Annotated in this window: 21 protein-coding genes; all 21 read left to right on the forward strand. The window is 31.8% G+C overall.

Annotated elements, in window-relative coordinates:
* The first annotated feature begins 21 nt into the window (after positions 1 to 21).
* The 21 genes from QWY90_RS05035 (at position 22) to QWY90_RS05135 (ending at position 21,062) form a co-directional block, all read left to right on the forward strand.
* Positions 22 to 1,137, forward strand: a complete 1,116-nt coding sequence (locus QWY90_RS05035) for a glycosyltransferase (RefSeq protein WP_290284778.1) — start codon at positions 22 to 24, stop codon at positions 1,135 to 1,137.
* 9 nt (positions 1,138 to 1,146) lie between these two features.
* On the forward strand, positions 1,147 to 2,373 hold the full coding sequence (locus QWY90_RS05040; RefSeq protein WP_290284779.1) for a hypothetical protein: 1,227 nt from the start codon (positions 1,147 to 1,149) through the stop codon (positions 2,371 to 2,373).
* Positions 2,374 to 2,378: 5 nt separating this feature from the next.
* Positions 2,379 to 3,512 carry a polysaccharide deacetylase family protein gene (locus QWY90_RS05045; protein ID WP_290284780.1) on the forward strand — a complete coding sequence of 378 codons (1,134 nt, stop codon included), beginning with the start codon at positions 2,379 to 2,381 and terminating at the stop codon, positions 3,510 to 3,512.
* Positions 3,509 to 4,606, forward strand: coding sequence for a polysaccharide (de)acetylase (locus tag QWY90_RS05050; RefSeq protein WP_290284781.1), 1,098 nt, complete (start codon positions 3,509 to 3,511; stop codon positions 4,604 to 4,606). The genes QWY90_RS05045 and QWY90_RS05050 overlap by 4 nt, the downstream gene beginning before the upstream one ends.
* Positions 4,603 to 5,733 carry a CapA family protein gene (locus tag QWY90_RS05055; RefSeq protein ID WP_290284782.1) on the forward strand — a complete coding sequence of 377 codons (1,131 nt, stop codon included), beginning with the start codon at positions 4,603 to 4,605 and terminating at the stop codon, positions 5,731 to 5,733. The genes QWY90_RS05050 and QWY90_RS05055 overlap by 4 nt, the downstream gene beginning before the upstream one ends.
* Position 5,734: 1 nt before the next feature.
* The gene (gene asnB, locus QWY90_RS05060; RefSeq protein ID WP_290284783.1) at positions 5,735 to 7,627 is read left to right on the forward strand and encodes an asparagine synthase (glutamine-hydrolyzing); all 1,893 of its coding nucleotides are present in this window, start codon (positions 5,735 to 5,737) and stop codon (positions 7,625 to 7,627) included.
* Positions 7,628 to 7,630: 3 nt separating this feature from the next.
* The gene (locus QWY90_RS05065; protein WP_290284784.1) at positions 7,631 to 8,641 is read left to right on the forward strand and encodes an ATP-grasp domain-containing protein; all 1,011 of its coding nucleotides are present in this window, start codon (positions 7,631 to 7,633) and stop codon (positions 8,639 to 8,641) included.
* 228 nt (positions 8,642 to 8,869) lie between these two features.
* Complete coding sequence (locus QWY90_RS05070; RefSeq protein ID WP_290284785.1) at positions 8,870 to 9,961, forward strand: glycosyltransferase; 1,092 nt, start codon at positions 8,870 to 8,872, stop codon at positions 9,959 to 9,961.
* A 62-nt stretch (positions 9,962 to 10,023) separates the two neighbouring features.
* Positions 10,024 to 11,196, forward strand: coding sequence for a glycosyltransferase family 4 protein (locus QWY90_RS05075; RefSeq protein ID WP_290284786.1), 1,173 nt, complete (start codon positions 10,024 to 10,026; stop codon positions 11,194 to 11,196).
* On the forward strand, positions 11,183 to 12,388 hold the full coding sequence (locus QWY90_RS05080) for a glycosyltransferase family protein (RefSeq protein ID WP_290284787.1): 1,206 nt from the start codon (positions 11,183 to 11,185) through the stop codon (positions 12,386 to 12,388). Before QWY90_RS05075 ends, QWY90_RS05080 begins: the two co-directional genes overlap by 14 nt.
* A gap of 67 nt (positions 12,389 to 12,455) precedes the next feature.
* On the forward strand, positions 12,456 to 13,049 hold the full coding sequence (locus QWY90_RS05085; RefSeq protein WP_290284788.1) for a sugar transferase: 594 nt from the start codon (positions 12,456 to 12,458) through the stop codon (positions 13,047 to 13,049).
* A 3-nt stretch (positions 13,050 to 13,052) separates the two neighbouring features.
* On the forward strand, positions 13,053 to 14,000 hold the full coding sequence (locus tag QWY90_RS05090; protein ID WP_290284789.1) for a GNAT family N-acetyltransferase: 948 nt from the start codon (positions 13,053 to 13,055) through the stop codon (positions 13,998 to 14,000).
* Positions 14,001 to 14,010: 10 nt separating this feature from the next.
* Positions 14,011 to 14,676 carry a PIG-L deacetylase family protein gene (locus tag QWY90_RS05095; protein WP_290284790.1) on the forward strand — a complete coding sequence of 222 codons (666 nt, stop codon included), beginning with the start codon at positions 14,011 to 14,013 and terminating at the stop codon, positions 14,674 to 14,676.
* Between the two features lie 106 nt (positions 14,677 to 14,782).
* The gene (locus tag QWY90_RS05100) at positions 14,783 to 15,388 is read left to right on the forward strand and encodes a sugar transferase (protein WP_290284791.1); all 606 of its coding nucleotides are present in this window, start codon (positions 14,783 to 14,785) and stop codon (positions 15,386 to 15,388) included.
* Between the two features lie 4 nt (positions 15,389 to 15,392).
* Positions 15,393 to 16,031 (forward strand): acetyltransferase, encoded by a 639-nt coding sequence (locus QWY90_RS05105; RefSeq protein ID WP_290284792.1) that lies wholly within the window; start codon positions 15,393 to 15,395, stop codon positions 16,029 to 16,031.
* A 7-nt stretch (positions 16,032 to 16,038) separates the two neighbouring features.
* Positions 16,039 to 17,112 (forward strand): ketoacyl-ACP synthase III, encoded by a 1,074-nt coding sequence (locus tag QWY90_RS05110; protein ID WP_290284793.1) that lies wholly within the window; start codon positions 16,039 to 16,041, stop codon positions 17,110 to 17,112.
* Between the two features lie 5 nt (positions 17,113 to 17,117).
* Positions 17,118 to 17,342 carry an acyl carrier protein gene (locus QWY90_RS05115; protein ID WP_290284794.1) on the forward strand — a complete coding sequence of 75 codons (225 nt, stop codon included), beginning with the start codon at positions 17,118 to 17,120 and terminating at the stop codon, positions 17,340 to 17,342.
* Between the two features lie 12 nt (positions 17,343 to 17,354).
* Positions 17,355 to 18,413, forward strand: coding sequence for a 3-oxoacyl-ACP synthase III family protein (locus tag QWY90_RS05120; protein ID WP_290284795.1), 1,059 nt, complete (start codon positions 17,355 to 17,357; stop codon positions 18,411 to 18,413).
* A complete protein-coding gene (locus tag QWY90_RS05125) occupies positions 18,413 to 19,159 on the forward strand; it encodes an SDR family NAD(P)-dependent oxidoreductase (protein WP_290284796.1) in 747 nt (248 codons plus the stop codon). Before QWY90_RS05120 ends, QWY90_RS05125 begins: the two co-directional genes overlap by 1 nt.
* Before the next feature lie 136 nt (positions 19,160 to 19,295).
* Positions 19,296 to 19,910: a sugar transferase gene (locus QWY90_RS05130; RefSeq protein WP_290284797.1), complete on the forward strand. Its 615-nt coding sequence runs from the start codon at positions 19,296 to 19,298 to the stop codon at positions 19,908 to 19,910.
* 15 nt (positions 19,911 to 19,925) lie between these two features.
* Positions 19,926 to 21,062 (forward strand): DegT/DnrJ/EryC1/StrS family aminotransferase, encoded by a 1,137-nt coding sequence (locus QWY90_RS05135; protein ID WP_290284798.1) that lies wholly within the window; start codon positions 19,926 to 19,928, stop codon positions 21,060 to 21,062.
* Positions 21,063 to 21,069 lie beyond the last annotated feature (7 nt).

Genomic DNA, 21,069 nt, shown 5'->3' on the forward strand with positions numbered 1-21,069 from the left:
ATGATTATTTAAAATACTGATTTGAAAAATAATATTTCTACAAAAAAAATTCTTATTGTAACAAATGGTTTTTATCCCGAAAACTCTCCTCGTTCATTGCGTGCTACTGAGCTTGCTAAAGAATTTGTTAAACAAGGTCATAGTGTAAAAGTAATTACACATCATAGACCGGGAGTTGATGCATTTTGTAATGAACAATCGATAACCTACAAAGATATGGGAGGGTTGACTTGGCCTGAAATAACTATAAAAGGAACTGGTGTTATTAAGTTGTTTTGGAGGGTCGCTTTGCGTTTTTCTAAACTGTTGTTTGAATATCCTCAAATTCAAACTATTTTTTTGTTAAAAAAAGCTTTGAAGAATGAATCGGGATATGATTTATTAGTTTCTGTTGCGGTGCCTTATCCTATACATTGGGGAGTTGCATCGTCGCGAACCAAGAAACATCGTATAGCAAAAGTTTGGGCTGCCGATTGTGGGGATCCTTATATGGGCCAAAGGAATGACACCTTTAGACCTCCTTTTTATTTTGGATGGTTGGAAAAGAATTTTTGTAAAAAAGCTGACTATATTGTAATCCCTTTTGAAGGTGCTAAAACAGCTTATTATCCTGAATTCCTAAATAAAATCAAAGTCATACCACAAGGTCTTTCGTTTCCACCAATTACTGTATTACCTCAAAAGAATGCAATAATAACCTTTGCATACGCAGGGAATATTGGTAGTTATTTGCCTTATGCTATTCCGTTTTTAAATTATCTGAATAGTCTGGAAAAAGATTTCAGATTTATTATTTACACTAAAGAAAAAGATATTTTCAATTCTAATCTTAATCCTGAAACACTTCAGAAGTGCGTGTTTTATGAATATAAAGACCGTTCTGTCTTATTAAACGAATTGTCTACTGTTGATTTTTTATTGCATTTTCCTTATAGAGTAGCTATTCAAAAATCATTAAAATTAATAGATTATTTTTACATCAAAAAGCCGATACTTTCATTTACAAATGATACCGAAAGTTACGCTACATTTAATGCATTCTTGAATTATGATTTTAGTAATCAAATTGAACATAGTAATGTAGATGACTATTATATAGAAAATGTTGCCTCTAATTTTTTGAACCTAATCAATTAAACGAATTTTTTGAAAACCTCAATTTTATTTTTTATTTTCTCTCCATTTTTTGGTTTGATAAAAGCCTTTAAAAATTATAAAGCTGTATGGGCAAAAAATGCCATTTGGTTTTTTGTTATATTTTTTGGGTTTACTATGTATTTCCCGCCAGGTAGTGATGTCGACCGTTATAACGCGAAGTTAGAAAGCCTATATTATTCTCCCGTAAACTGGGATAATTTTTCCAGCAGCTTTTTTTCTGCTGATTATGACGGAGAAGTTTCTTATGATATCTATGCACCTATAATATTATATTGTGTGTCAACGTTTACAAATAATGGAAATGTATTATTTGGCATTTTTGCAATTGTTTTTGGTTATTTTTTTTCAAGAAATATTGGTTTTTTATTTGATTTAGTCCCCAAAAATAAAATGAATATCTATTTATGGATACTTCTTATTTCATTTACTGTTACGGTTGGTTTTTGGCAATTGCCTACTGTTAGAATGTGGACGGCAGCACATATTTTTTTCTATGGAGCCTACATTTACATTATCAAAAACAACTATAGAGGGCTTCTAATTGTTTTGTCGAGTATCTTAGTTCATTTTTCTTTTGCACTGCCTGTAGCCATCTTCTTGTTATACTTTTTTGTAAGGATCCCTTATTTTATCTTGTATGTATTTTTTATTACTACATTTTTTATTTCAGAAATTAACGTGAGTGTTTTGGGAAGTAGATTGGAATCGATTTTACCTACTTTCTTATTACCAAAAGTGAAAGTATACACAGATGAAGATTATGGAGATGCTTATGTAACTTATTACTCAAGTTTTAGTTGGTTCATGGTCTACTTCAGAAAGGCAGCGGGATGGTTTATTACTTTTTTCTTAAGCTATATCTTCTTTAGTGGGAGAAAATTTTTAGCAGCAAATTTAAATTTTCGATTTTTTTACAGTTTTACTTTGTTTTTTTTGGCTATTGGTAATATTATGAATTTAGTAACATCTGGATCTCGTTATTTACTAATTGCCTATTTGTTTGCATTTGCTACAATATTTTATTATGTGCAGTCAAATTACAATACTGTTTTAGAAAAATGGATGCGTATATTGTCTCCTTTGCTAGTTTTTTATATAATAGTATCTATTAGATTATCTTTAGATACAATAAGTATTTCTACAATTTTTTTGAATCCTTTTTTAGTATTCTTTTTAGATTTGCCTGTTGTTTCAATATTAAATGCTATACAATGATGAGTTTGAAACAAAAAATTTTAAGAAACCTTTCCAGTGTTCCGGGCGCATCTATTGATCGCAAGATTGTTGTTATCGAAAGTGATGATTGGGGAAGTTTGCGAATGCCTTCGAAAGAAGTCTATGCTTTCTTGGATAACAATAAATTAGACGTTAGTTCAGGAGATTCTAAACGATACAATGAAAACGATACTTTAGAATCAGCCGAAGATTTAAACGCTTTATATGATGTTCTGACTTCAGTTAAAGATGCTAAAGGTAATTACCCCATTTTTTCTCCAATAACCATAGTTGCAAATCCTGATTTTGAAAAAATTAAGGCGAATCATTTTGAGCACTACTATTATGAGCCATTTAATGCAACTTTGAATAGGTACAACCGAACTCAAGCGTTTGCTTTATGGAAAGAAGGAATTGACAACAAACTTTTTTTACCGGAGTTTCATGGTCGTGAACACTTAAATGTAGCAACTTGGATGAGGGCTTTGCAAAATAAAGATGCAGAAACTCATTTGGCCTTTGACAAAGAGGTTTGGGGATATACCAATAAAAATAAATTTAATGTGATGTATCAAGCGGCATTTGATTTAGAATTTAAAGAAGATTTGCAAGTTCAAAAAGAAGTAATAACTTCTGGATTGGATTTGTTCGAGTCTCTTTTTGGTTATAAAGCACGCTATTTTGTTCCACCTAATGGTAATATTAATAATGCTTTAGAGCAAGTAGCTTCAGAAAAAGGCATTGATTATATTTTTGCAGCTAAGATTCAAAAAGAAGCTTTGGGGCAAGGTAACGTTAAAAACAGATTTTATTGGTTAGGAAAGAAGAACGCTTTTGGACAGATGTACACCACTCGAAATTGTTTTTTTGAACCGAGTCAGGAAGGTAAAGATTGGTTGAATACTTGTTTGTCGGATATAGAAATTGCCTTTCGATGGAAAAAACCTGCTGTAATAAGTACGCATAGAGTTAATTTTATTGGTGGATTACGCCCGGAAAATAGAACTAAAGGTTTAGCCGCTTTTAAACAATTATTAGATACTATTGTAAAAAAATGGCCTGATGTTGAATTTATGTCGAGTGCTGCAGTAGCAGATAGTATTGCAGGTAAAAATAGAGGAACAGCAAAGCAACTATGATTCAAAGAATAAAGTCCTTCCTTTCAGCTACAGCTATTAATAGAAAAGGAAGTTGTTTAAAAGAAAAACTTATAATTATTGAATCTGATGATTGGGGTGCGATTAGAACACCTTCAAAAGAAACGATTACTTATTTTGAGAAAAAGGGTTTTGAAGTTGCCAATAGTATATACAAAAATGATTCACTTGCTTCTCAAGAGGATTTGGAAAAATTGTTTGAAGTACTGCAATCTTATAAAGGCTGTGACGGGAAACCTGCAGTTATTACCGCCAACAGTATCATGGCTAATCCCGATTTTGAAAAAATTAAAGCACATGATTTTCAACATTATTTTTGGGAACCCTTTACAGCCACATTTAAACGTTATCCAAAGCATCAGAACAATTTTCAATTATGGAAAGAAGGAATTTCCGCTAGTGTTTTTCATCCTCAGTTTCATGGCAGAGAACATCTCAGTGTTAAACGTTGGATGGCTGCTTTGCAGTCAAAAAATCAAGCAATACTAACGTCTTTTGAACAGCAAACCACTTATTCCGGAAAGAAGGATTACAGCTTTATGGAAGCCTTTGATTGGGATAGTCCAGAGGAAATTCAACAGCATCAGACGATAATTGCAGATGGGTTGCAGGTTTTTGAACAACATTTTGGTTATAAATCAAAAAGTTTTATTGCTCCCTGTTACAATTGGGATACCAAACTAGAACCATTTTTAGCCGAACAAGGGATTGAATGGATGCAAGGTATTCGCCCACAGTTGCAACCAACAGGCGTTTTTGATAATTATGAAACCGTCCGCCATTATTTTGGACAACAACAAAATGGACTGCGTTTTAACACACGAAATTGTTTTTTTGAGCCAAGTATGTTAGCTCAAAAGGATTGGGTAAATAGCTGTTTAGCTGAAATTCAATCTGCTTTTTTGTTTTCAAAACCTGCTGTAATTTGTTCTCATCGAATTAATTTTATTGGCTATATCAACCCAAAAAATAGAGAAAGAGGATTACGCGATTTAAATCAGTTATTGAAAGCCATAGTTAAAAAATGGCCAGATGTACGTTTCATAACCACAGATGAATTATCTAATTATATATGATAAAAATAGGATTTACAGGAGATTTTTGTCCATGGCGTCGTGTTGAAAAAGAATTTCAAACCGATAACTGGCAACCTTTATTTGAAGAAACCAAACCTTTTTTCGAATCAAATGATTTGAATGTTATCGATTTAGAATGTCCATTAACTACGAGCAGTAACGCAATTAGTAAAACAGGTCCACATATAAAATCACATCCACAAACCGCCTCAATACTAAACTATTTAAATTGTAAATTAGTAGCAACGGCTAACAATCATTTCAAAGATTATGGCTGGGAAGGAATGCAAGAGACTTATGAAGCACTAAATAAACACCATATTTCGTGGTTAGGAAGTGGAGCTAATTTTGAAGAAGCGTCTAAAACGTTTTATTGGAAAAAAGAGGATGTTACCATAGCGTTTATAAATGCAGCCGAAAACGAATGGACTACTACTTTTGGAGCAGAACCTGGATGTCATCCAATAGATTTAGCAAATGTTTTTAATCAAATACAAGAAGCCAAAAAAACAGCTGATTTTGTTGTGATTGTTGCACATGGCGGACATGAACACTACGAATTACCAAGTCCAAGAATAAAAAAATGGTATCGGTTTTTTGTTGATGCTGGAGCTAATGCGGTCATTGCACATCATACCCATATTATTTCGGGTTATGAAGTGTATAAGGAAGCTCCAATTTTCTACAGTCTAGGAAATTTTTGTTTTGATTGGGAAGGATTGCAAAATTTACCATGGAATAAAGGAATGTTAGTTCGTTTAGGATTTGAAAAAAACAAACCAATAACTTTTGAAACAGAATTTGTTTATCAAAATAGTGAGCAAGTTGGTCTTTCTTTATTGAATGAAACCGACAAAAAAGTCCTGCAAGAACATTTACAGAAATTGAATACTATAATCGCAGATGATACACTTTTGGAAAGTGAATTCAATAAGTATGTGGCAACTTGGAAGGCTCTTATGAATACGTGGATTCAACCTTACAAGGGAAAAATAATGGCAGGATTATACAAACGCGGATTTTTACCGTCTATTATTACTAAAAGAAAAAAATTGCTTTATACCAATCTAATTCGATGCGAAGCGCACAGAGATATACTTTTACAATCCATAAACCCAACTAAATAATATGTGCGGATTTACAGGATATTACTATTTTAATGAAAGAAAAGATACGAGTAATAAGATTATTCGCGAAATGCTTTCTATTCAAAAACATCGTGGCCCAGATGATTCTGGTGTAGTTGGAATTAATACAAATACTAAATCTTTTGAACATGCTAGTGCATCAAATGACGCATCGTTCAAAAATGAAAATAATATAGTATTTGGTTTTAATCGCTTAAGCATTCTAGACCTTTCTCCAATGGGACACCAACCAATGGTTAGTCCAAACGAGAAAGTAATTTTTATGTTGAACGGTGAAATTTATAATGCCTTTGATTTTAAACCCGAATTAGAACAAAAAGGATATAGCTTTAAAAGTACTTCTGATACAGAAATTGTGTTGCATTTGTACACAGAATATGGCATGGAGAAAATGATTTCGCTTTTAAACGGAATGTTTGCCCTAGCTATTTATGATTTAGAATTAGACACGTTATTCCTTGCCAGAGATCGTTTTGGAATAAAACCATTATACATTTTACATGAAGAAGGGAGACTTGCTTTTGGTTCGGAAATGAAGAGTTTTAAACCATTACCTAATTTTAAATTTGAATCCGATTTTTCCAAATTAGATGAATTTTTAGTATTCCGAAATGTAATTAATGATACCTTATTTAAAAATATCACGAATTGTATTCCCGGAACTTATTTAACTATAAAAGAAGGTGTAATTCAAAGGCATGTTTTTTATGAGTTAGATAAAGAAGGAAATGAAACAATTCAGCCAAAAAATGCAAAGGAAAGTCTAGAAAATGCTTTGCAAAAAAGTGTCGATTCGCAGATGGTTAGTGATGTAAAATTGGGTTGCCAACTTTCTGGTGGTGTCGATTCGTCATTGGTTAGTTATTATGCTGCCAAATCATTAAATGAAGGAAATCTAGAAACGATTTCTATCATTTTTAAAGACCAAAAATTTTCAGAAGAAAAATACATTGATATAGTTGCAGCGCAACTTTCACTTCAGGCACATAAGTATGAAATGAATGCCAACTATTATTTTGAAGTATTGGAAAAAGCCATTTGGCATTTTGAACATCCGCTAAATCATCCGAATACTATTGGGATTTATCTACTCAGTCAAGAAGCCAAAAAGCATGTTACTGTTTTATTGAGTGGAGAAGGAGCTGACGAATGTTTGGCTGGCTACAGCCGATTTAGCAGAGCACTTCAATTCCCTTATTTTAAAAGAGAATTTTTAGGAGGCTTGAAACGAAATATCAAGTTTGCACTTGATTATTTGGGTTATTTTTTCAATCCAAATAAAAGAATGGTGATGGAAACCGCTTTCGGAAGTTTGACAACGGCCCATTCTTTAAAATCCAATTTCAATTTAAAAAGTGCTATAAATGATAGAGTGCAACTTTTAAAGAAACTAAACGGAAATACCAATCTCCGTCAAAGAAAATACGAATTACTTACTTATTTGCCCGATTTATTAATGCGTCAGGATAAAATGTCGATGGCACATTCTATTGAAAATCGTGTCCCGTTTTTAGATAACAATATGGTCACGACATCATTAAATATTCCAAGTGAATTATTGATTGGAAAGCATAATGGTAAAGACGAAAACAAAGTGTTACTAAAAGATATTTGTGCTTCAAAATTCGGCGAATCATTTGCGTATCGAGACAAAATGGGATTTGGAATTCCGTTGCAACATTTTTTCTCTTCATCCGTTTTTCAAGAAAAATGGAAGACGCAAGTAGCACCTGGAATTAAAAAAAGAGGGCTTTTTGAATTGAAAGAATTAAATTCTTGGGTTAATAATATTTCAAATGCATCGCCCGAACAATTAGATGCCATTTGGTTAATGCTTGGTTTTGAACTTTGGGCACAACAGTATTTAGATTAGAAAATGATAGCTATACACAACAATAAAGGTACCCATTTATTCCATTTTCGATGGATTGACTATTGCGAAAAAAACAATATTCCATTCAAGTTGGTTAATTGCCATGACAATAATATTATACAGCAATTAGAAAATTGTTCGGTTTTAATGTGGCATTATCATCAAGCTAGTCCAACCGATATTATCATGGCAAAATCATTGCTTTTTTCACTTGAACAAAGTGGTATGAAAGTATTCCCTGATTTTAATACGGCATGGCATTTTGATGATAAAGTAGCGCAAAAATATTTGCTGGAAGCGTTGCAAATTGATTTGGTTCCGACTTGGGTTTTTTATGATAAAAAAACAGCTAATGATTGGATAGAAAAAACCTCTTTTCCTAAAGTTTTTAAGTTAAAGGGTGGAGCAGGCTCACAAAATGTGAAGTTAACCAAAACAAAAGAAGAGGCTAAATCTCTTGCCAACAAAGCATTTGGAAATGGATTTCCTGCATACGATGCATGGGGAAGTATTAAAGAAAGAATAAGACAATGGCGGTTAGGGAAAACTGATTTTTTTCATGTTGCCAAAGGTTTTGTCCGATTAGTCAAGCCACCTCGATATGCTAAAGTGATGGGTAAAGAAATAAACTATATCTATTTCCAAGAATTTCTCCCCAACAACGATTCGGATACAAGAATTATTGTTATCGACGGAAAAGCATTTGCACTAAAAAGGATGGTTAGAACCAATGATTTTAGAGCTTCAGGAAGTGGTGATTTTAGATATGAAAGAGAGGTGTTTGATCCAAGATGTGTTGTGCTTTCTTTTGAATATACAAAAAAAATAAAGGCGCAATGTGTAGCTTATGATTATGTTTTCGATAAAGAAAATAATCCAAAATTGGTTGAAATTAGTTATGGATTTGCTAATAAAGTTTATGATCCCTGCACCGGATATTGGGACGAACAAATGAATTGGCACGAAGGACCATTTAATCCATATGGATGGATGGTAGATTTAATGCTTCGATAAAAATGAAAAATAAAAACAGTTGTTTTGGTATTCATTCTCTTCAAGCAGTATAAATTATTTAGACTATTCAGAAGATACCGATTTTATGTTAAATCCAGAATTATATAAAGAAACCGCCATTTAAACAACGATAGAGCTCTCATTCTTACAGATAAGATTATCAAAAAAATTCTAGAAAATTTGTAGAGCATGTTGTATTAGTTACAATTCACACTATTAAAAAAGTAAATGATAGCTTCTAAAAAGAAAGTTTGCCTCGTTATTCCGTCACTCCATGCTGGTGGGATGGAGCGAGTTATGTCTGAACTTTTGAATGAATTTCATAAGGATACTTCTTTAGAATTACATTTAGTTTTGTATGGTATAAAGCCTGAAATTTTTTATAAAATCCCAAATAACATATCTATTTACAAGCCCTCTTTTGTATTTGACAATCGTTATCGTTTTTACTACACCATAAAAACGTTGCTTTTTTTACGGAAACAATTGAAAACTATTAATCCAAATACCATATTAAGTTTTGGTGAAATTTGGAACAATTTTGTCTTGATTGCTACACTAGGTTGTAAATTTCCGGTTTTTGTTTCTGATCGTTGTCAGCCTAATAAATCTTTAGGAAAGCTTCATGATTTTTTGCGTAAAAAATTATACCCAAGAGCAGCAGGAATAATTGCTCAAACAGAAAATGCTAAAGCCGTTTTTGGAAAGTTGTATTCTAACAATAATATTGAGGTTATCGGTAATCCCATAAGAGAGATAACTTCTACACAAGAAATTCAAAAGGAAAATATTGTTTTATCTGTGGGACGTTTAATTGCTTCCAAACATCACGATGTATTGATTCGTCTTTTTGTTGCTATGAAGCAATCTGATTGGAAGTTGGTTATTGTAGGCGACGATGCTATAAAACAACAAAATAAAATCAAATTGAAGCAGTTGATAGATTCTCTAGGTGCATCTGAATCAGTTATATTAGCTGGGAATCAAACAAATGTTGAACACTTTTATCTAAAGAGCAAGTTGTTTGCATTTACCTCAAGTTCAGAAGGATTTCCAAATGTTGTAGGTGAAGCACTTTCTTCAGGATTGCCCGTTGTGTGCTTTGATTCAGTTGCAGGTATTTCAGATATGATTGTTGATGGAGAAAACGGCTATTTAATTCCACTTTTTGACAATGATTTATTTCAAGAAAAATTATCTTATTTAATAAAAAATGAAGCTGTTAGGTTGCAAATGTCCAGCCAAACAAAAACTTATATAGAGCGGTTTTCTAAAAAAAGCATATCACAAAAGTTTAAGGAATTCATATTAAAAGAGTAATCAATATGAAGTCTCTTTTCTGATTTGTATTACTTTTTATATTTCTGCTCAACTACAAAACAATGACTAATTTATTTATATCCTTTATAAAAGTTTCTACTTTTTCAGGTCAAACTGCTTCAACAGAGTTGATCAAAAAAGTCTTGTCTGATGGTGACTATTCATTTCAACCAATTTATTTGTATCCTTTCAAAAGGACTCAAAAAAATGTTTTTTTATCTATTTTGGACTGGATTTTTAAAACAATTTCTGTGACTCCTTCAGTAGTTAAATTACTTTTTTCTAAAAAACCCATATTGTATATTAATTTAGGGCAAGGTTATTTTTCTTTTTTTAGAGTATTGTGGTGGTATTTACCTATTCGATTACTTCGTTGGAATTTACCAGTTATATTTTCGTTGCACGGTCATTCATTTGTAAAATGGGATATTCAATCACCTAAGACCATTCTTTTCAAAAGAATTCTGAATTCAGCTAAAATAATAACAGTACTTGGGGATTCTCAAGCAGCATGTTTAGTCAAATTTGGAGTTATAAGAGATAAAATTAAATTTATTCCCAACACAATAGACTCTGAATTTATTCCACTCGAACAAATCTTAAAGAAACAAAAGCTAACAAATACACCTTTGCAGGTTTTATTTTTAAGTTTGCTGGTAGAGTCAAAAGGTTATCCGGAATATTTAGAAGCGTTGTACCATATAGCAAAGACGCAACCCCAGCTTAAAATTAATGCCATACTTTGTGGTCCTATTACCAAAACTGCTTTTTGTACCCGATTTGCATTTGTTGAAGATGCAAAACACTGGATTGAGGACATGGTTGCTAAAATTAATGCAGTGCCAGATAGTCAAATAACAGTAAAATGGATTAATGGTGCGCGCGGAAAGGAAAAACAAGCTTTATATGATGTAGCACAAGTATTTGTGTTGCCAACAAGTTATCCAAATGAAGCCCAACCATTGGTTTTATTAGAAGCAATGGCTGCCGGATGTGCATTGATTACTACTGGTGTAGGAGAAATTCCCAGCACAGTTTCTCAAAACGAAGCTATAATTTTAAATCCAATCAATGCCTATACCATTGCAGATGCCATTGTGTCTTATGCTATTGATGAACAAAAAAGAATTGATAAAGTTGTTTCGGGCTGGAATTTAGTGAATGATAAATTTAGTTTGAAGCTGTATAAAAAAAATTGGAGTCAATTATTTCAATCTTGTTATGAAAGAGACTAATTATAAACTTTTGCTCGTTTCTGTTTTTGGAAGAATTAATTCAGCTAGTAACGACAGAATTAATAGCTTACACGATTATCTTACTCTTGACAGAAAAGTCGTTACTACTGATTTTTCTCACAGAGATAAAGAATATAGAGCAACTAGTTCTCATAGGAATGTAGACTTTTTACATGTTTTACCTTATAAAAAAAATTTCTCTATTGCCAGAATTCTGAGTCATTGGAGTTTTGCTTTAAGATTGTTTTTTTATCTTCTGAAATATGGAAAGCAATATAATTTTCTTTATTGTGCTATTCCAACACCTTCATCTTCATTTGTGTGTGGTGTTTACAAAACATTTTTTAATAAAAAAATAATATTTATTGTAGATGTCATTGATATATGGCCGGAAGGTTTGATCCCTTTAAATAAAAATTATGCAGTTTTATCTCCTGTGTTGTATTTATGGAAGTTGCTTTCTATTTATTCGTATAAAAAGGCTGATATAATTTTAGCTGCTACAGATAGTTATATGAAACAAGCTTCTCGCTTTAATAGTAAAGCAAGAACCATTTGTATTCCTCTGGGAATTGATCATGATAATATACGCTCCTTGACTGCTTTGTCGAAAATAGAAAATCAAAAAGCATCCAATGAACTATGGTTATGTTATGCAGGAAATTTGGGGGCGAGTTATGATTTTGATGCTGTGATTGAGGCTGTTTCAAGCGTTTTAGCTACTTCTGGTCATTATAAAATTAAATTTATAATCATAGGAGGTGGAGATAAAGAAGCAGAATTAAAACAAAAATTAGCGGTAACCTCCATTGATTATTTAATTACAGGTAATATTGAATATTCCGATTATTTGAAATTTTTGAGTTTTTGTGATATTGGTTTTAACGTTTATGTAGAAAATTCTGAGGTTATACAGAGTTATAAATTTAACGACTATGTGGTTTCGGGATTGTATATTTTAAATTCTTTAAAAGGTGAGACTGCTGACTTGATAACTAATTATGGAATAGGAAGAAATCTTATCTCCTCAAATAAAGAATTATACTTTTCTTTGCAAGAAACTATTGATAATTGGAAAGTCCTCAGTCAAACAATAGATATAAATTGTGAACGATTGATTAACGATGTTTTGGATAAAAAGAAAATTTACCCTAAGTTAGAACAACTTTTGTTGGATTTGGTTAAATTGTGAAATGAATATCGTTTGATGTAAATTGAAAAGGAGAAAAAAAAAGGAGTAGTGAGTTTGTTTTAAAGTTATGTATAGATACTTTTTTAAGCGTGTTATTGATTTATTTATTGCCATTTTTGCATTTATTCTTGTAACACCTATATTATTTTTAACCTTTATATTAATAAAAATTGATTCAGAAGGACCTATATTCTTTTTACAAGAACGTTTAGGTGTTGACAAAAAGATTTTTAAAGTTATAAAGTTAAGAACGATGACAAACAAAAAGCGTGATTCGCACGTTCAGGTGTATGAAAATAATCCGGAAGTTACCAAATTAGGTGTTTTTTTAAGGAGAACAAAAATTGACGAATTGCCACAAATTATAAATGTTTTAAAAGGCGATATGGCAATTGTAGGACCTCGACCTTGTCTGCCTACAATTGAACATTTATTTGATGATAATACTCCAAAAAGATTTGAAGTGAGACCAGGTGTTACGAGTTTAGCGGGTGTTAGTGGCAGTATTTATTTGAGTTGGCCAGAAAAATGGTATTATGACAAAATTTATGTTGAGCGCTTGACATTTTTATTAGATATCAAAATCATATTTATGACAGCATTAGTTGTAGTGGTTGGGGAAAAAAAATTTTTAAAAAGACCAGAATTGAAAAATAAATAGTTTATGGAAATTCGAGATTATAAAAAAGGGGATGAGATAGCCATTTTATCATTATTTGAAAAAGTGTTTAAGGTACCGATGAGTTTACCTTATTGGCAATGGCGTTTTGAAAATAATCCTGCAGGTCAGTATTTTATTAAATTGATGTGGGATGGTGATTCATTGGTTGGTCATTATGCTGTTTCACCTGTTTACCTGTTGATTAATAATCAAAAATGCTTGACTACTTTGTCTATGACTACCATGACACATCCTGATTATGCAGGGCGTGGTATTTTTAAGGATTTAGCAGTTGCCTTTTATGATCAGTTAGAAAACGAAAAAGGAGTAGTAGCTATTTGGGGTTATCCTAACAGCAATTCTCACTATGGATTTATCAAAAATTTGGGTTGGAAGGATTTATCGGTTGTACATTCTTTGTCAATGCCAACCACCAGTTTATCTCCTAAATCCTCACCTAATGTGACATTGGTTCATAAATTTACTGATAAGCATGTAAAACAACTATCAGAATTTAGTCAATCCTTTGCTATTACAATTGATAGAGATCTTACTTACTTGAATTGGAGGTATGTGCAAAATCCTTCAAAAGCATATCGAATATTTGAATATGCTAATGACAAAAATGAAGGTTTTGTTGTAGTTAAAATACATCCTTCAGCAATAGTTCCGGATACTTGGGAAATTTATATTTTGGAATTGGGAATTAATGATATTTCCATTTTCGCAGAATTGTTTGAACAAATAATTGCTTATTATGAAAAGCCAATTTCAAGAATAAATATTTGGATTTCTTTGTGGGATAAAAGACATATTCAGCTAGAAAAAATAGGATTTGCACCTTTTGGGAAGCAAACTTTTTTAGGAGCCCGTTTTGAAGAGAACACACATGCTCTTGTTGGAGATTTTAAAAACTGGTATTATTCTTACGGAGATTCCGACGTATATTAATTTTAAAAATATGAAAAAAATATTAGTTATTGCACCACATCCTGATGATGAGGTTTTAGGTTGTGGAGGAATTATAAAGAAATATGCTGCTGCTGGTAATTCAGTTTATGTTTTGATAGTTACGAGAGGAACTCCTAAATTGTATTCTGATGAAAAAATTAAAAATGTTAGAAATGAAGCGAAAAGAGCACATGAAATCCTAGAAGTAAAAGAGACGCTTTTCTTCGATTTTATTGCACCTGATTTAGACATTACCTCACGAGCAGAAATCTCAAGAGCCATTGCAAAAGTTATACAAGAACTTCAGATTGAAGAATTGTATTTACCACATAGAGGAGATATTCATCATGATCACGGAATTGTATTTCATGCAGGTTTAGTAGCGGCACGCCCAGTAAATAACTCTACAGTAAAAAGAATTTTCACTTATGAGACTCTTTCTGAAACGGAATGGGCAGCACCCTTTAGTGATGATGCTTTTATTCCAAACCACTTTGTTAACATAGAAGCTCAAATGAAATCAAAGTTAGATGCGATGATTTGTTTTGGGACTCAAGTAAAATCTTTTCCAAGCACTCGTTCTTTAGAAACAATTGAAGCATTAGCTAAGTATAGAGGTGCAACTGTTGGTTTTGCCAGAGCAGAAGCTTTTATGGTGATTCGAACTATTGAGTGATCACAGTTCAAGTGTATAGGAATAATCAAAGTTTTACTAAAATAGCTAATATATTACAAGAGAATTCTTTAAATTATAAATCTGAAAACATAAAATTATTTAATTAATGTACAATTTTTTTTTAAAACAAGTAATTGATTTTTCTATCGCTCTTCTGGCTTTAATATTTATTTCTCCAGTTTTTATTGTGATAATGGTGGGCCTTTATTTTGCAAATAGAGGTAAACCTTTTTTTTATCAAGATAGGCCGGGAAAAAACAATCGTATTTTTACAATAATTAAATTTAAAACGATGAATGATAAAAAGGATAAGAATGGAGAATTATTGCCCGATTTTGATAGGTTAACTAAGTTAGGTGCTTTTGTTAGGAAATCATCATTAGATGAAATCCCTCAATTGATTAATGTTCTTAAAGGGGATATGAGTTTAATTGGACCTCGCCCGTTATTGCCGGAATATTTGCCTTTTTATAACGATATTCAAAAAAGGCGTCATGATGTAAAACCAGGAATTTCGGGTTGGGCTCAAGTAAATGGACGAAATGCAATCAGTTGGGAGGATAAATTTAAATATGATGTTTGGTATGTTGACAATTGTTCTTTTTTATTGGATTTAAAAATTTTTTGGATAACCTTTGTGAAGGTTTTTAAAAGAGAGGGAGTGAATATATATATTAACGAGACTGATTTGCCATTTCAAGGGGAAAAATAAAAAAATGAAAAAAATAGCCATATATGGTGCAGGTGGATTTGGTAGAGAAGTTGCCTGTATGATTAATGCGATAAATGAACTAGAACCGAAATGGGATTTAGTTGGTTTTTTTGATGATAATCCTGCAACAAAAAAAAATAAATACGGAGAAATACTTGGTAATATTGATGTTTTAAATAATTGGGAAACCGAATTAAGTATTGTTTTTTCAATTGCTAATCCATTAATTTTAAAAGAATTAGTTTCAAAAATCACTAATCTATTAATTGACTTTCCAAATATTGCAGCACCAAATGTCAATTTTCTTGACAAGGAAACCCTAGAAATGGGAAAAGGAAATTTATTCTTTTTTGGAGCCCGTGTCAGTTGTGATGTTAAAATGGGTAATTTTAACATGTTAAATGGTTTTGTTTCATTAGGCCATGATGTGCAGATTGGCGATTACAATATTTTAGGACCAATGGTAAGGATTTCAGGAAGTACAGTGCTTAAGGATTCTAATTTTTTTGGTGTTCAATCCATTGCATTACAAGGAATAAAAATTGGAAGTAATATTAGAGTTGGAGCAAATAGTGTTTTAATTCGAAACACAAAAGACAATAATTTATATGTTGGAAATCCAGCTAAATTGGTAAAATTTTGATTCTATTATGGCTTTTCAAAAAATAAAAAATGTAAAAATAGCTGGGATATCGGCTTGTGTTCCTGAAAATATAGTAGATAATGCTTCATCAAAAATCATAGGAGACGCCAATGAAATTCAAAAATTTATTGACGCAACCGGAATTGCAAAACGACACACGGTTGGCAATAGTAAAATTTGCACCTCAGATTTATGTTTTCAAGCAGCAGAAAAACTTATTGAAGATTTGCAATGGTCAAAACAGGATATTGATTGTTTGATTTTTGTAACACAAACTCCAGATTACATTTTGCCAGCAACATCGTGCATTCTTCAGCATAGATTAGGTTTGACTACCGACTGTTTTGCTATTGATATTTCATTAGGATGTTCGGGCTGGGTATACGGATTAGCAACAATTTCTCAATTAGTGAGTTCAGGAAATTTTAAAAAAGGATTATTGCTTGTTGGAGATACTGTAACGGTTACAAAATCAGAACTTGACAAGAGTACGTTTCCGCTATTTGGTGATGCAGGTACAGCAACTGCACTAGAATTTAATGAAAATGCTCCTGAACTATTTTTTCAAACATCAACAGATGGAAGTGGCTATCAATCCATAATTATAGAAGATGGTGGTTTTAGAAATTTCTTTACCAAAGAATCTCTCGAGGTAAAAGAAAGGGAAGAAGGTGTGTTTAGAAATAATTTGCAAAGCTATCTTAATGGTGCTGATGTTTTTATTTTTGGAATTACTAAAGCTCCGAAAAGCATTAATTCGTTGATTGAAAAATTTAATATCGACAGAGAAGAAGTAGATTATTTAATTATGCATCAGGCCAATAAACTGATGAATGATAAAATAAGAAAAAAAGTAAATATTGATACCGAAAAAGTTCCTTATTCGTTTGATGAGTACGGAAACACTTCTTCAGCTTCAATACCTTTAACTATAGTTAGCCGATTAAATGAAAAAGTCTCAAATTCAAGTAATAAATTTATTGCCTGTGGATTTGGAGTTGGACTTTCATGGGGTTCTGTATATTTTGAAACGGATACTATAATATGCCCAAAAGTGATTACATATAACTCAAATAATTAAGTAAAATGGAACAGAAATTTTTAGATTTATTCAAAGAAACATTAGAAATAGAAGATAGAGAAATTGCTTTAACAGACTCGTTCAGAAATTTTGACGAATGGGATTCTTTAGCGCTTTTATCAGTTATAGCAATGATTGACGAAGAATATGATGTTATTATTGAAAGCAAAGAATTTCAAAAGCTAACTACAATTGGAGAAGTTTTTAACTACATTCAATCTAATTCATAAAATAATTTAAATTTGGCATTACTTAAATTCAACAATATTGGTATCACCGGAATGTCGGCATGTGTTCCTAAAAACCGAATTGATAATTACGATTACACAACCTATTTTGATAAAGAGGATGTAAAAAATATTGTTGATAAAATTGGTATTGAACAAAGAAGATTTGCAAGTGATGAGGTATGCGCTTCTGATCTTTGCTTTGCTGCCGCCGAAAAACTAATTTCAGATATGGATATCGATAAATCTGAAATTGATTTACTGATTTTTGTATCACAGACACCAGATTTTAGAATGCCTGCTACATCTGTTTTACTTCAAGACAGATTAGGATTGTCAAAACAAACTGCTGCTTTTGATTTAACTTTAGGTTGCTCTGCTTTTATTTATGCTTTATCAACTGTTTTTGCTTTTATGCAAGGCAAGAATTTTAGAAAAGCATTACTTCTTGATGGAGAAACTCGTTCCAGAATTTATTCACCAAAAGACAGAAAAACGGCGTTTCTATTTGGAGACGGCGGAGTAGCTGCCATTATTGAGAATAATGATAAGTTTAAAGAGAGTTATTTTTCCTTGAATTCGGATGGTTCAAAAGAAGAGTACATAAAAATAAAATCAGGAGGTTACAGAAACCCGAGTTCAATAGAATCTCTCACAGAAAAAGTTGTAGATGAGCATGGAAATATCAGAACAGATGAGCATGGATATATGTCTGGAGCAGATGTTTTTAATTTTGTTTTAGCTGAAATTCCATCCGATATAAAAAATATTTTAGCCTTTTCTGGAGTTGATAAAGAATCGTTAGATTTTATTGTTTTTCATCAGGCCAATAGTTATATGAACAATTATTTGGTTAAGAAATTGAAGATAGATAGCCAAAAAGCACCTACTTCACTTCAAAAATTTGGTAACACCTCGTCAGTTTCCATTCCTTTGACTATAGTTTCTGAATTACAAAATCAGCTTCAGGATAGAAAAAAAGTACTTCTGTCTGGTTTTGGAGTAGGAATGAGTTGGGCTTCAGCTATTTTAGACTTTGAAGATTGTCACATTTCAGACCTAATCGAAATATAATGAAATATAATCCTTTTTCTCTTAGTGGTAAATTTATTCTGGTTACCGGAGCTTCTTCTGGTATAGGTAAAGTTGTAGCATTAGAATGTTCTAAAATGGGTGCCAATGTAATCATCACCGGAAGAAATAAAGAACGACTAAACGAAACATTTCAATCTCTCGAAAAGAACGAAAATCACCTACTCATTGTTGCGGATTTGTCCAATAAAGAAAATTTAGATTCATTAGTTCTTCAGATTCCAAAATTAGATGGCATTGTTCATTGTGCGGCCATGTTGAAGAAAGTTCCATTTAAATTTCTTAATGAGAAATCCTGGGCCGAAACTATTGAAACCAATTTATATGCCCCGGCAATCCTTTCCCAATTGTTATTCAAAAACAATAAAATAAATTTAAACGCTTCTATAGTTTTTATATCTTCTATTGCTTCTAAAGTTGCTTCTTTTGGAAATATATCCTACATGGCTTCCAAAGGTGCAATAAATTCACTCTCAAGAGGAATGGCACTTGAACTTGCACCTAAAAAAATACGAGTAAATACGATAGAACCTGCACTTATTAAAACGAATTTAATTGGTTCTATTTTTTCTGATGAAGATTTGGAAAATTATTTAAAAAAGTTTCCATTAGGACGATTTGGTGAGCCAGAGGAAGTTGCTTATGCCGTTATTTATTTACTCTCGGATGCTACTTCTTGGATAACCGGAACAATTATAACTATTGATGGTGGCGTTACCCTTAGGTAATGATGATTTAAGATATAAATTTGTCAGCCTAAGGAAATTTGTATGAATAGAAAGCTAATAGAAAATTTACTTTTCACAGAAGATTTTTTTTATGAAGTCAAATTCTTAATTGCAATAGATTCGAAAAAAATTAACCATGTATAGAAATTATACTAAAAGAATTTTTGATATTTTTTTTTCAATATTTGGGATAATAGTTTTAAGTCCAATATTTTTAATAGTAACACTTTTATTGTTTTTTACAAATAGAGGCTTACCATTTTTTTTACAAAACCGTTCAGGAAAGCATGGTAAAATTTTTAAAATTATCAAATTTAAAACTATGAACAATAATAGAAATTCTGATGGTGAATTATTACCTGATGAACTTCGAGTTACAAAAATCGGAATGTTTATTCGAAGGATTTCACTAGATGAAATTCCTCAATTAATTAATGTTTTAAATGGCGATATGAGTATAGTTGGACCAAGACCTTTATTATCTGATTATTTCCATTTGTTTACTGATTTTCAAAATCGCAGGCATGAAGTTAAACCAGGAATAACAGGATGGGTTCAGGTTAATGGGCGAAATGCACTTTCTTGGAAAAAAAAATTTGAATATGACGTTTGGTATGTTGACCATGTTTCTCTGCTATTAGATTTAAAAATTATTTTTAAAACAGTTTTGAAAGTCTTTAAAAGTGACGATATTACTTCTGCTGATTCAGCTTCAATTGAACCTTTTCAAGGTTTTAATATTAAATATTGACAATAATAAATAAATATGAATAACTCAAAAATTTGGCTTTCTTCGCCTCACATGGGTGGAAATGAAAAAAACTTTGTAAAAGAAGCTTTCGATACTAATTGGGTTGCACCACTTGGACCAAATGTTACCGGTTTTGAACAAGATTTAGAAAATTATCTTGGACAAGAGCACTATGTTGCAGCTTTAAGTTCGGGAACAGCAGCTATCCATTTAGGATTAGTTTTGTTAGGTGTTACAGCTGGTGATGAAGTAATTTGTCAAAGTTTTACTTTTTCAGCATCTGCCAATCCTATTGTTTATCTTGGCGCATCTCCAATCTTTATTGACAGTGAGACAGAAACTTGGAACATGTGTCCAATAGCACTTGAAGAAGCAATTATTGATAGACTTAAAAAAGGGAAAAAACCAAAAGCAATAATTCCGGTTCATCTTTATGGAATGCCATTTAAAGTTGATGAGATTAGAAAAATTGCCGATAAGTATGAAATTCCAATTCTTGAAGATAGTGCAGAAGCATTGGGAAGTACATACAAAGGAAAAAAATGTGGCACATTTGGAGATATTGGAGTTTTATCATTCAATGGTAATAAAATTATTACTACTTCTGGTGGTGGTGCTTTGGTTACTCTTTCAAAAGGTGTAAAGGAAAAAACGGTTTATTTGGCAACCCAAGCCAGAGATAACGAACCACATTATCAACATTCTGAAATTGGATACAACTATAGGTTAAGTAATATTTGTGCCGGAATAGGAAGAGGCCAAATGGAAATTTTAGAACATCATGTTTCTTTGAGAAGGAGCATGCATCAGTTTTATTTGGATATTTTTAATACTATTGATTCTGTAACCGTATTTGATGAACCTAATTCTAATTATTTTTCTAATCATTGGTTAACATGTATTATTATAGATTCTAAAGTTTTGGGTAAAACTATCGAACAATTTCGGGTTGCTTTAGAAATGGAAAACATTGAGTCTAGGCCTTTATGGATGCCTATGCATTTACAACCCGTGTTTGAAAAGTATCCATATTATGGTTCAAATGTTGCCAATTTGCTTTTTCAAAATGGATTATGTTTGCCATCAGGTTCTAATTTAACGGAAAGTGATAAGCAAAGGATTACTGATGCAGTTCATCGGTTTTTTAAATAATTCTTTC

It is taken from the genome of Flavobacterium paronense (assembly GCF_030409795.1).
In the GTDB taxonomy this organism is placed as follows: domain Bacteria; phylum Bacteroidota; class Bacteroidia; order Flavobacteriales; family Flavobacteriaceae; genus Flavobacterium; species Flavobacterium paronense.

What these genes read in the sequence shown, in the direction of transcription:
- QWY90_RS05050 (WP_290284781.1), top strand. Translation starts at nt 3,509, where the DNA reads ATGATTCAAAGAATAAAGTCCTTCCTTTCAGCTACAGCTATTAATAGA.
- QWY90_RS05055 (WP_290284782.1), top strand. Translation starts at nt 4,603, where the DNA reads ATGATAAAAATAGGATTTACAGGAGATTTTTGTCCATGGCGTCGTGTT.
- asnB (WP_290284783.1), top strand. Translation starts at nt 5,735, where the DNA reads ATGTGCGGATTTACAGGATATTACTATTTTAATGAAAGAAAAGATACG.
- QWY90_RS05065 (WP_290284784.1), top strand. Translation starts at nt 7,631, where the DNA reads ATGATAGCTATACACAACAATAAAGGTACCCATTTATTCCATTTTCGA.
- QWY90_RS05070 (WP_290284785.1), top strand. Translation starts at nt 8,870, where the DNA reads ATGATAGCTTCTAAAAAGAAAGTTTGCCTCGTTATTCCGTCACTCCAT.
- QWY90_RS05075 (WP_290284786.1), top strand. Translation starts at nt 10,024, where the DNA reads ATGACTAATTTATTTATATCCTTTATAAAAGTTTCTACTTTTTCAGGT.
- QWY90_RS05080 (WP_290284787.1), top strand. Translation starts at nt 11,183, where the DNA reads ATGAAAGAGACTAATTATAAACTTTTGCTCGTTTCTGTTTTTGGAAGA.
- QWY90_RS05085 (WP_290284788.1), top strand. Translation starts at nt 12,456, where the DNA reads ATGTATAGATACTTTTTTAAGCGTGTTATTGATTTATTTATTGCCATT.
- QWY90_RS05090 (WP_290284789.1), top strand. Translation starts at nt 13,053, where the DNA reads ATGGAAATTCGAGATTATAAAAAAGGGGATGAGATAGCCATTTTATCA.
- QWY90_RS05095 (WP_290284790.1), top strand. Translation starts at nt 14,011, where the DNA reads ATGAAAAAAATATTAGTTATTGCACCACATCCTGATGATGAGGTTTTA.
- QWY90_RS05100 (WP_290284791.1), top strand. Translation starts at nt 14,783, where the DNA reads ATGTACAATTTTTTTTTAAAACAAGTAATTGATTTTTCTATCGCTCTT.
- QWY90_RS05105 (WP_290284792.1), top strand. Translation starts at nt 15,393, where the DNA reads ATGAAAAAAATAGCCATATATGGTGCAGGTGGATTTGGTAGAGAAGTT.
- QWY90_RS05110 (WP_290284793.1), top strand. Translation starts at nt 16,039, where the DNA reads ATGGCTTTTCAAAAAATAAAAAATGTAAAAATAGCTGGGATATCGGCT.
- QWY90_RS05115 (WP_290284794.1), top strand. Translation starts at nt 17,118, where the DNA reads ATGGAACAGAAATTTTTAGATTTATTCAAAGAAACATTAGAAATAGAA.
- QWY90_RS05125 (WP_290284796.1), top strand. Translation starts at nt 18,413, where the DNA reads ATGAAATATAATCCTTTTTCTCTTAGTGGTAAATTTATTCTGGTTACC.
- QWY90_RS05130 (WP_290284797.1), top strand. Translation starts at nt 19,296, where the DNA reads ATGTATAGAAATTATACTAAAAGAATTTTTGATATTTTTTTTTCAATA.
- QWY90_RS05135 (WP_290284798.1), top strand. Translation starts at nt 19,926, where the DNA reads ATGAATAACTCAAAAATTTGGCTTTCTTCGCCTCACATGGGTGGAAAT.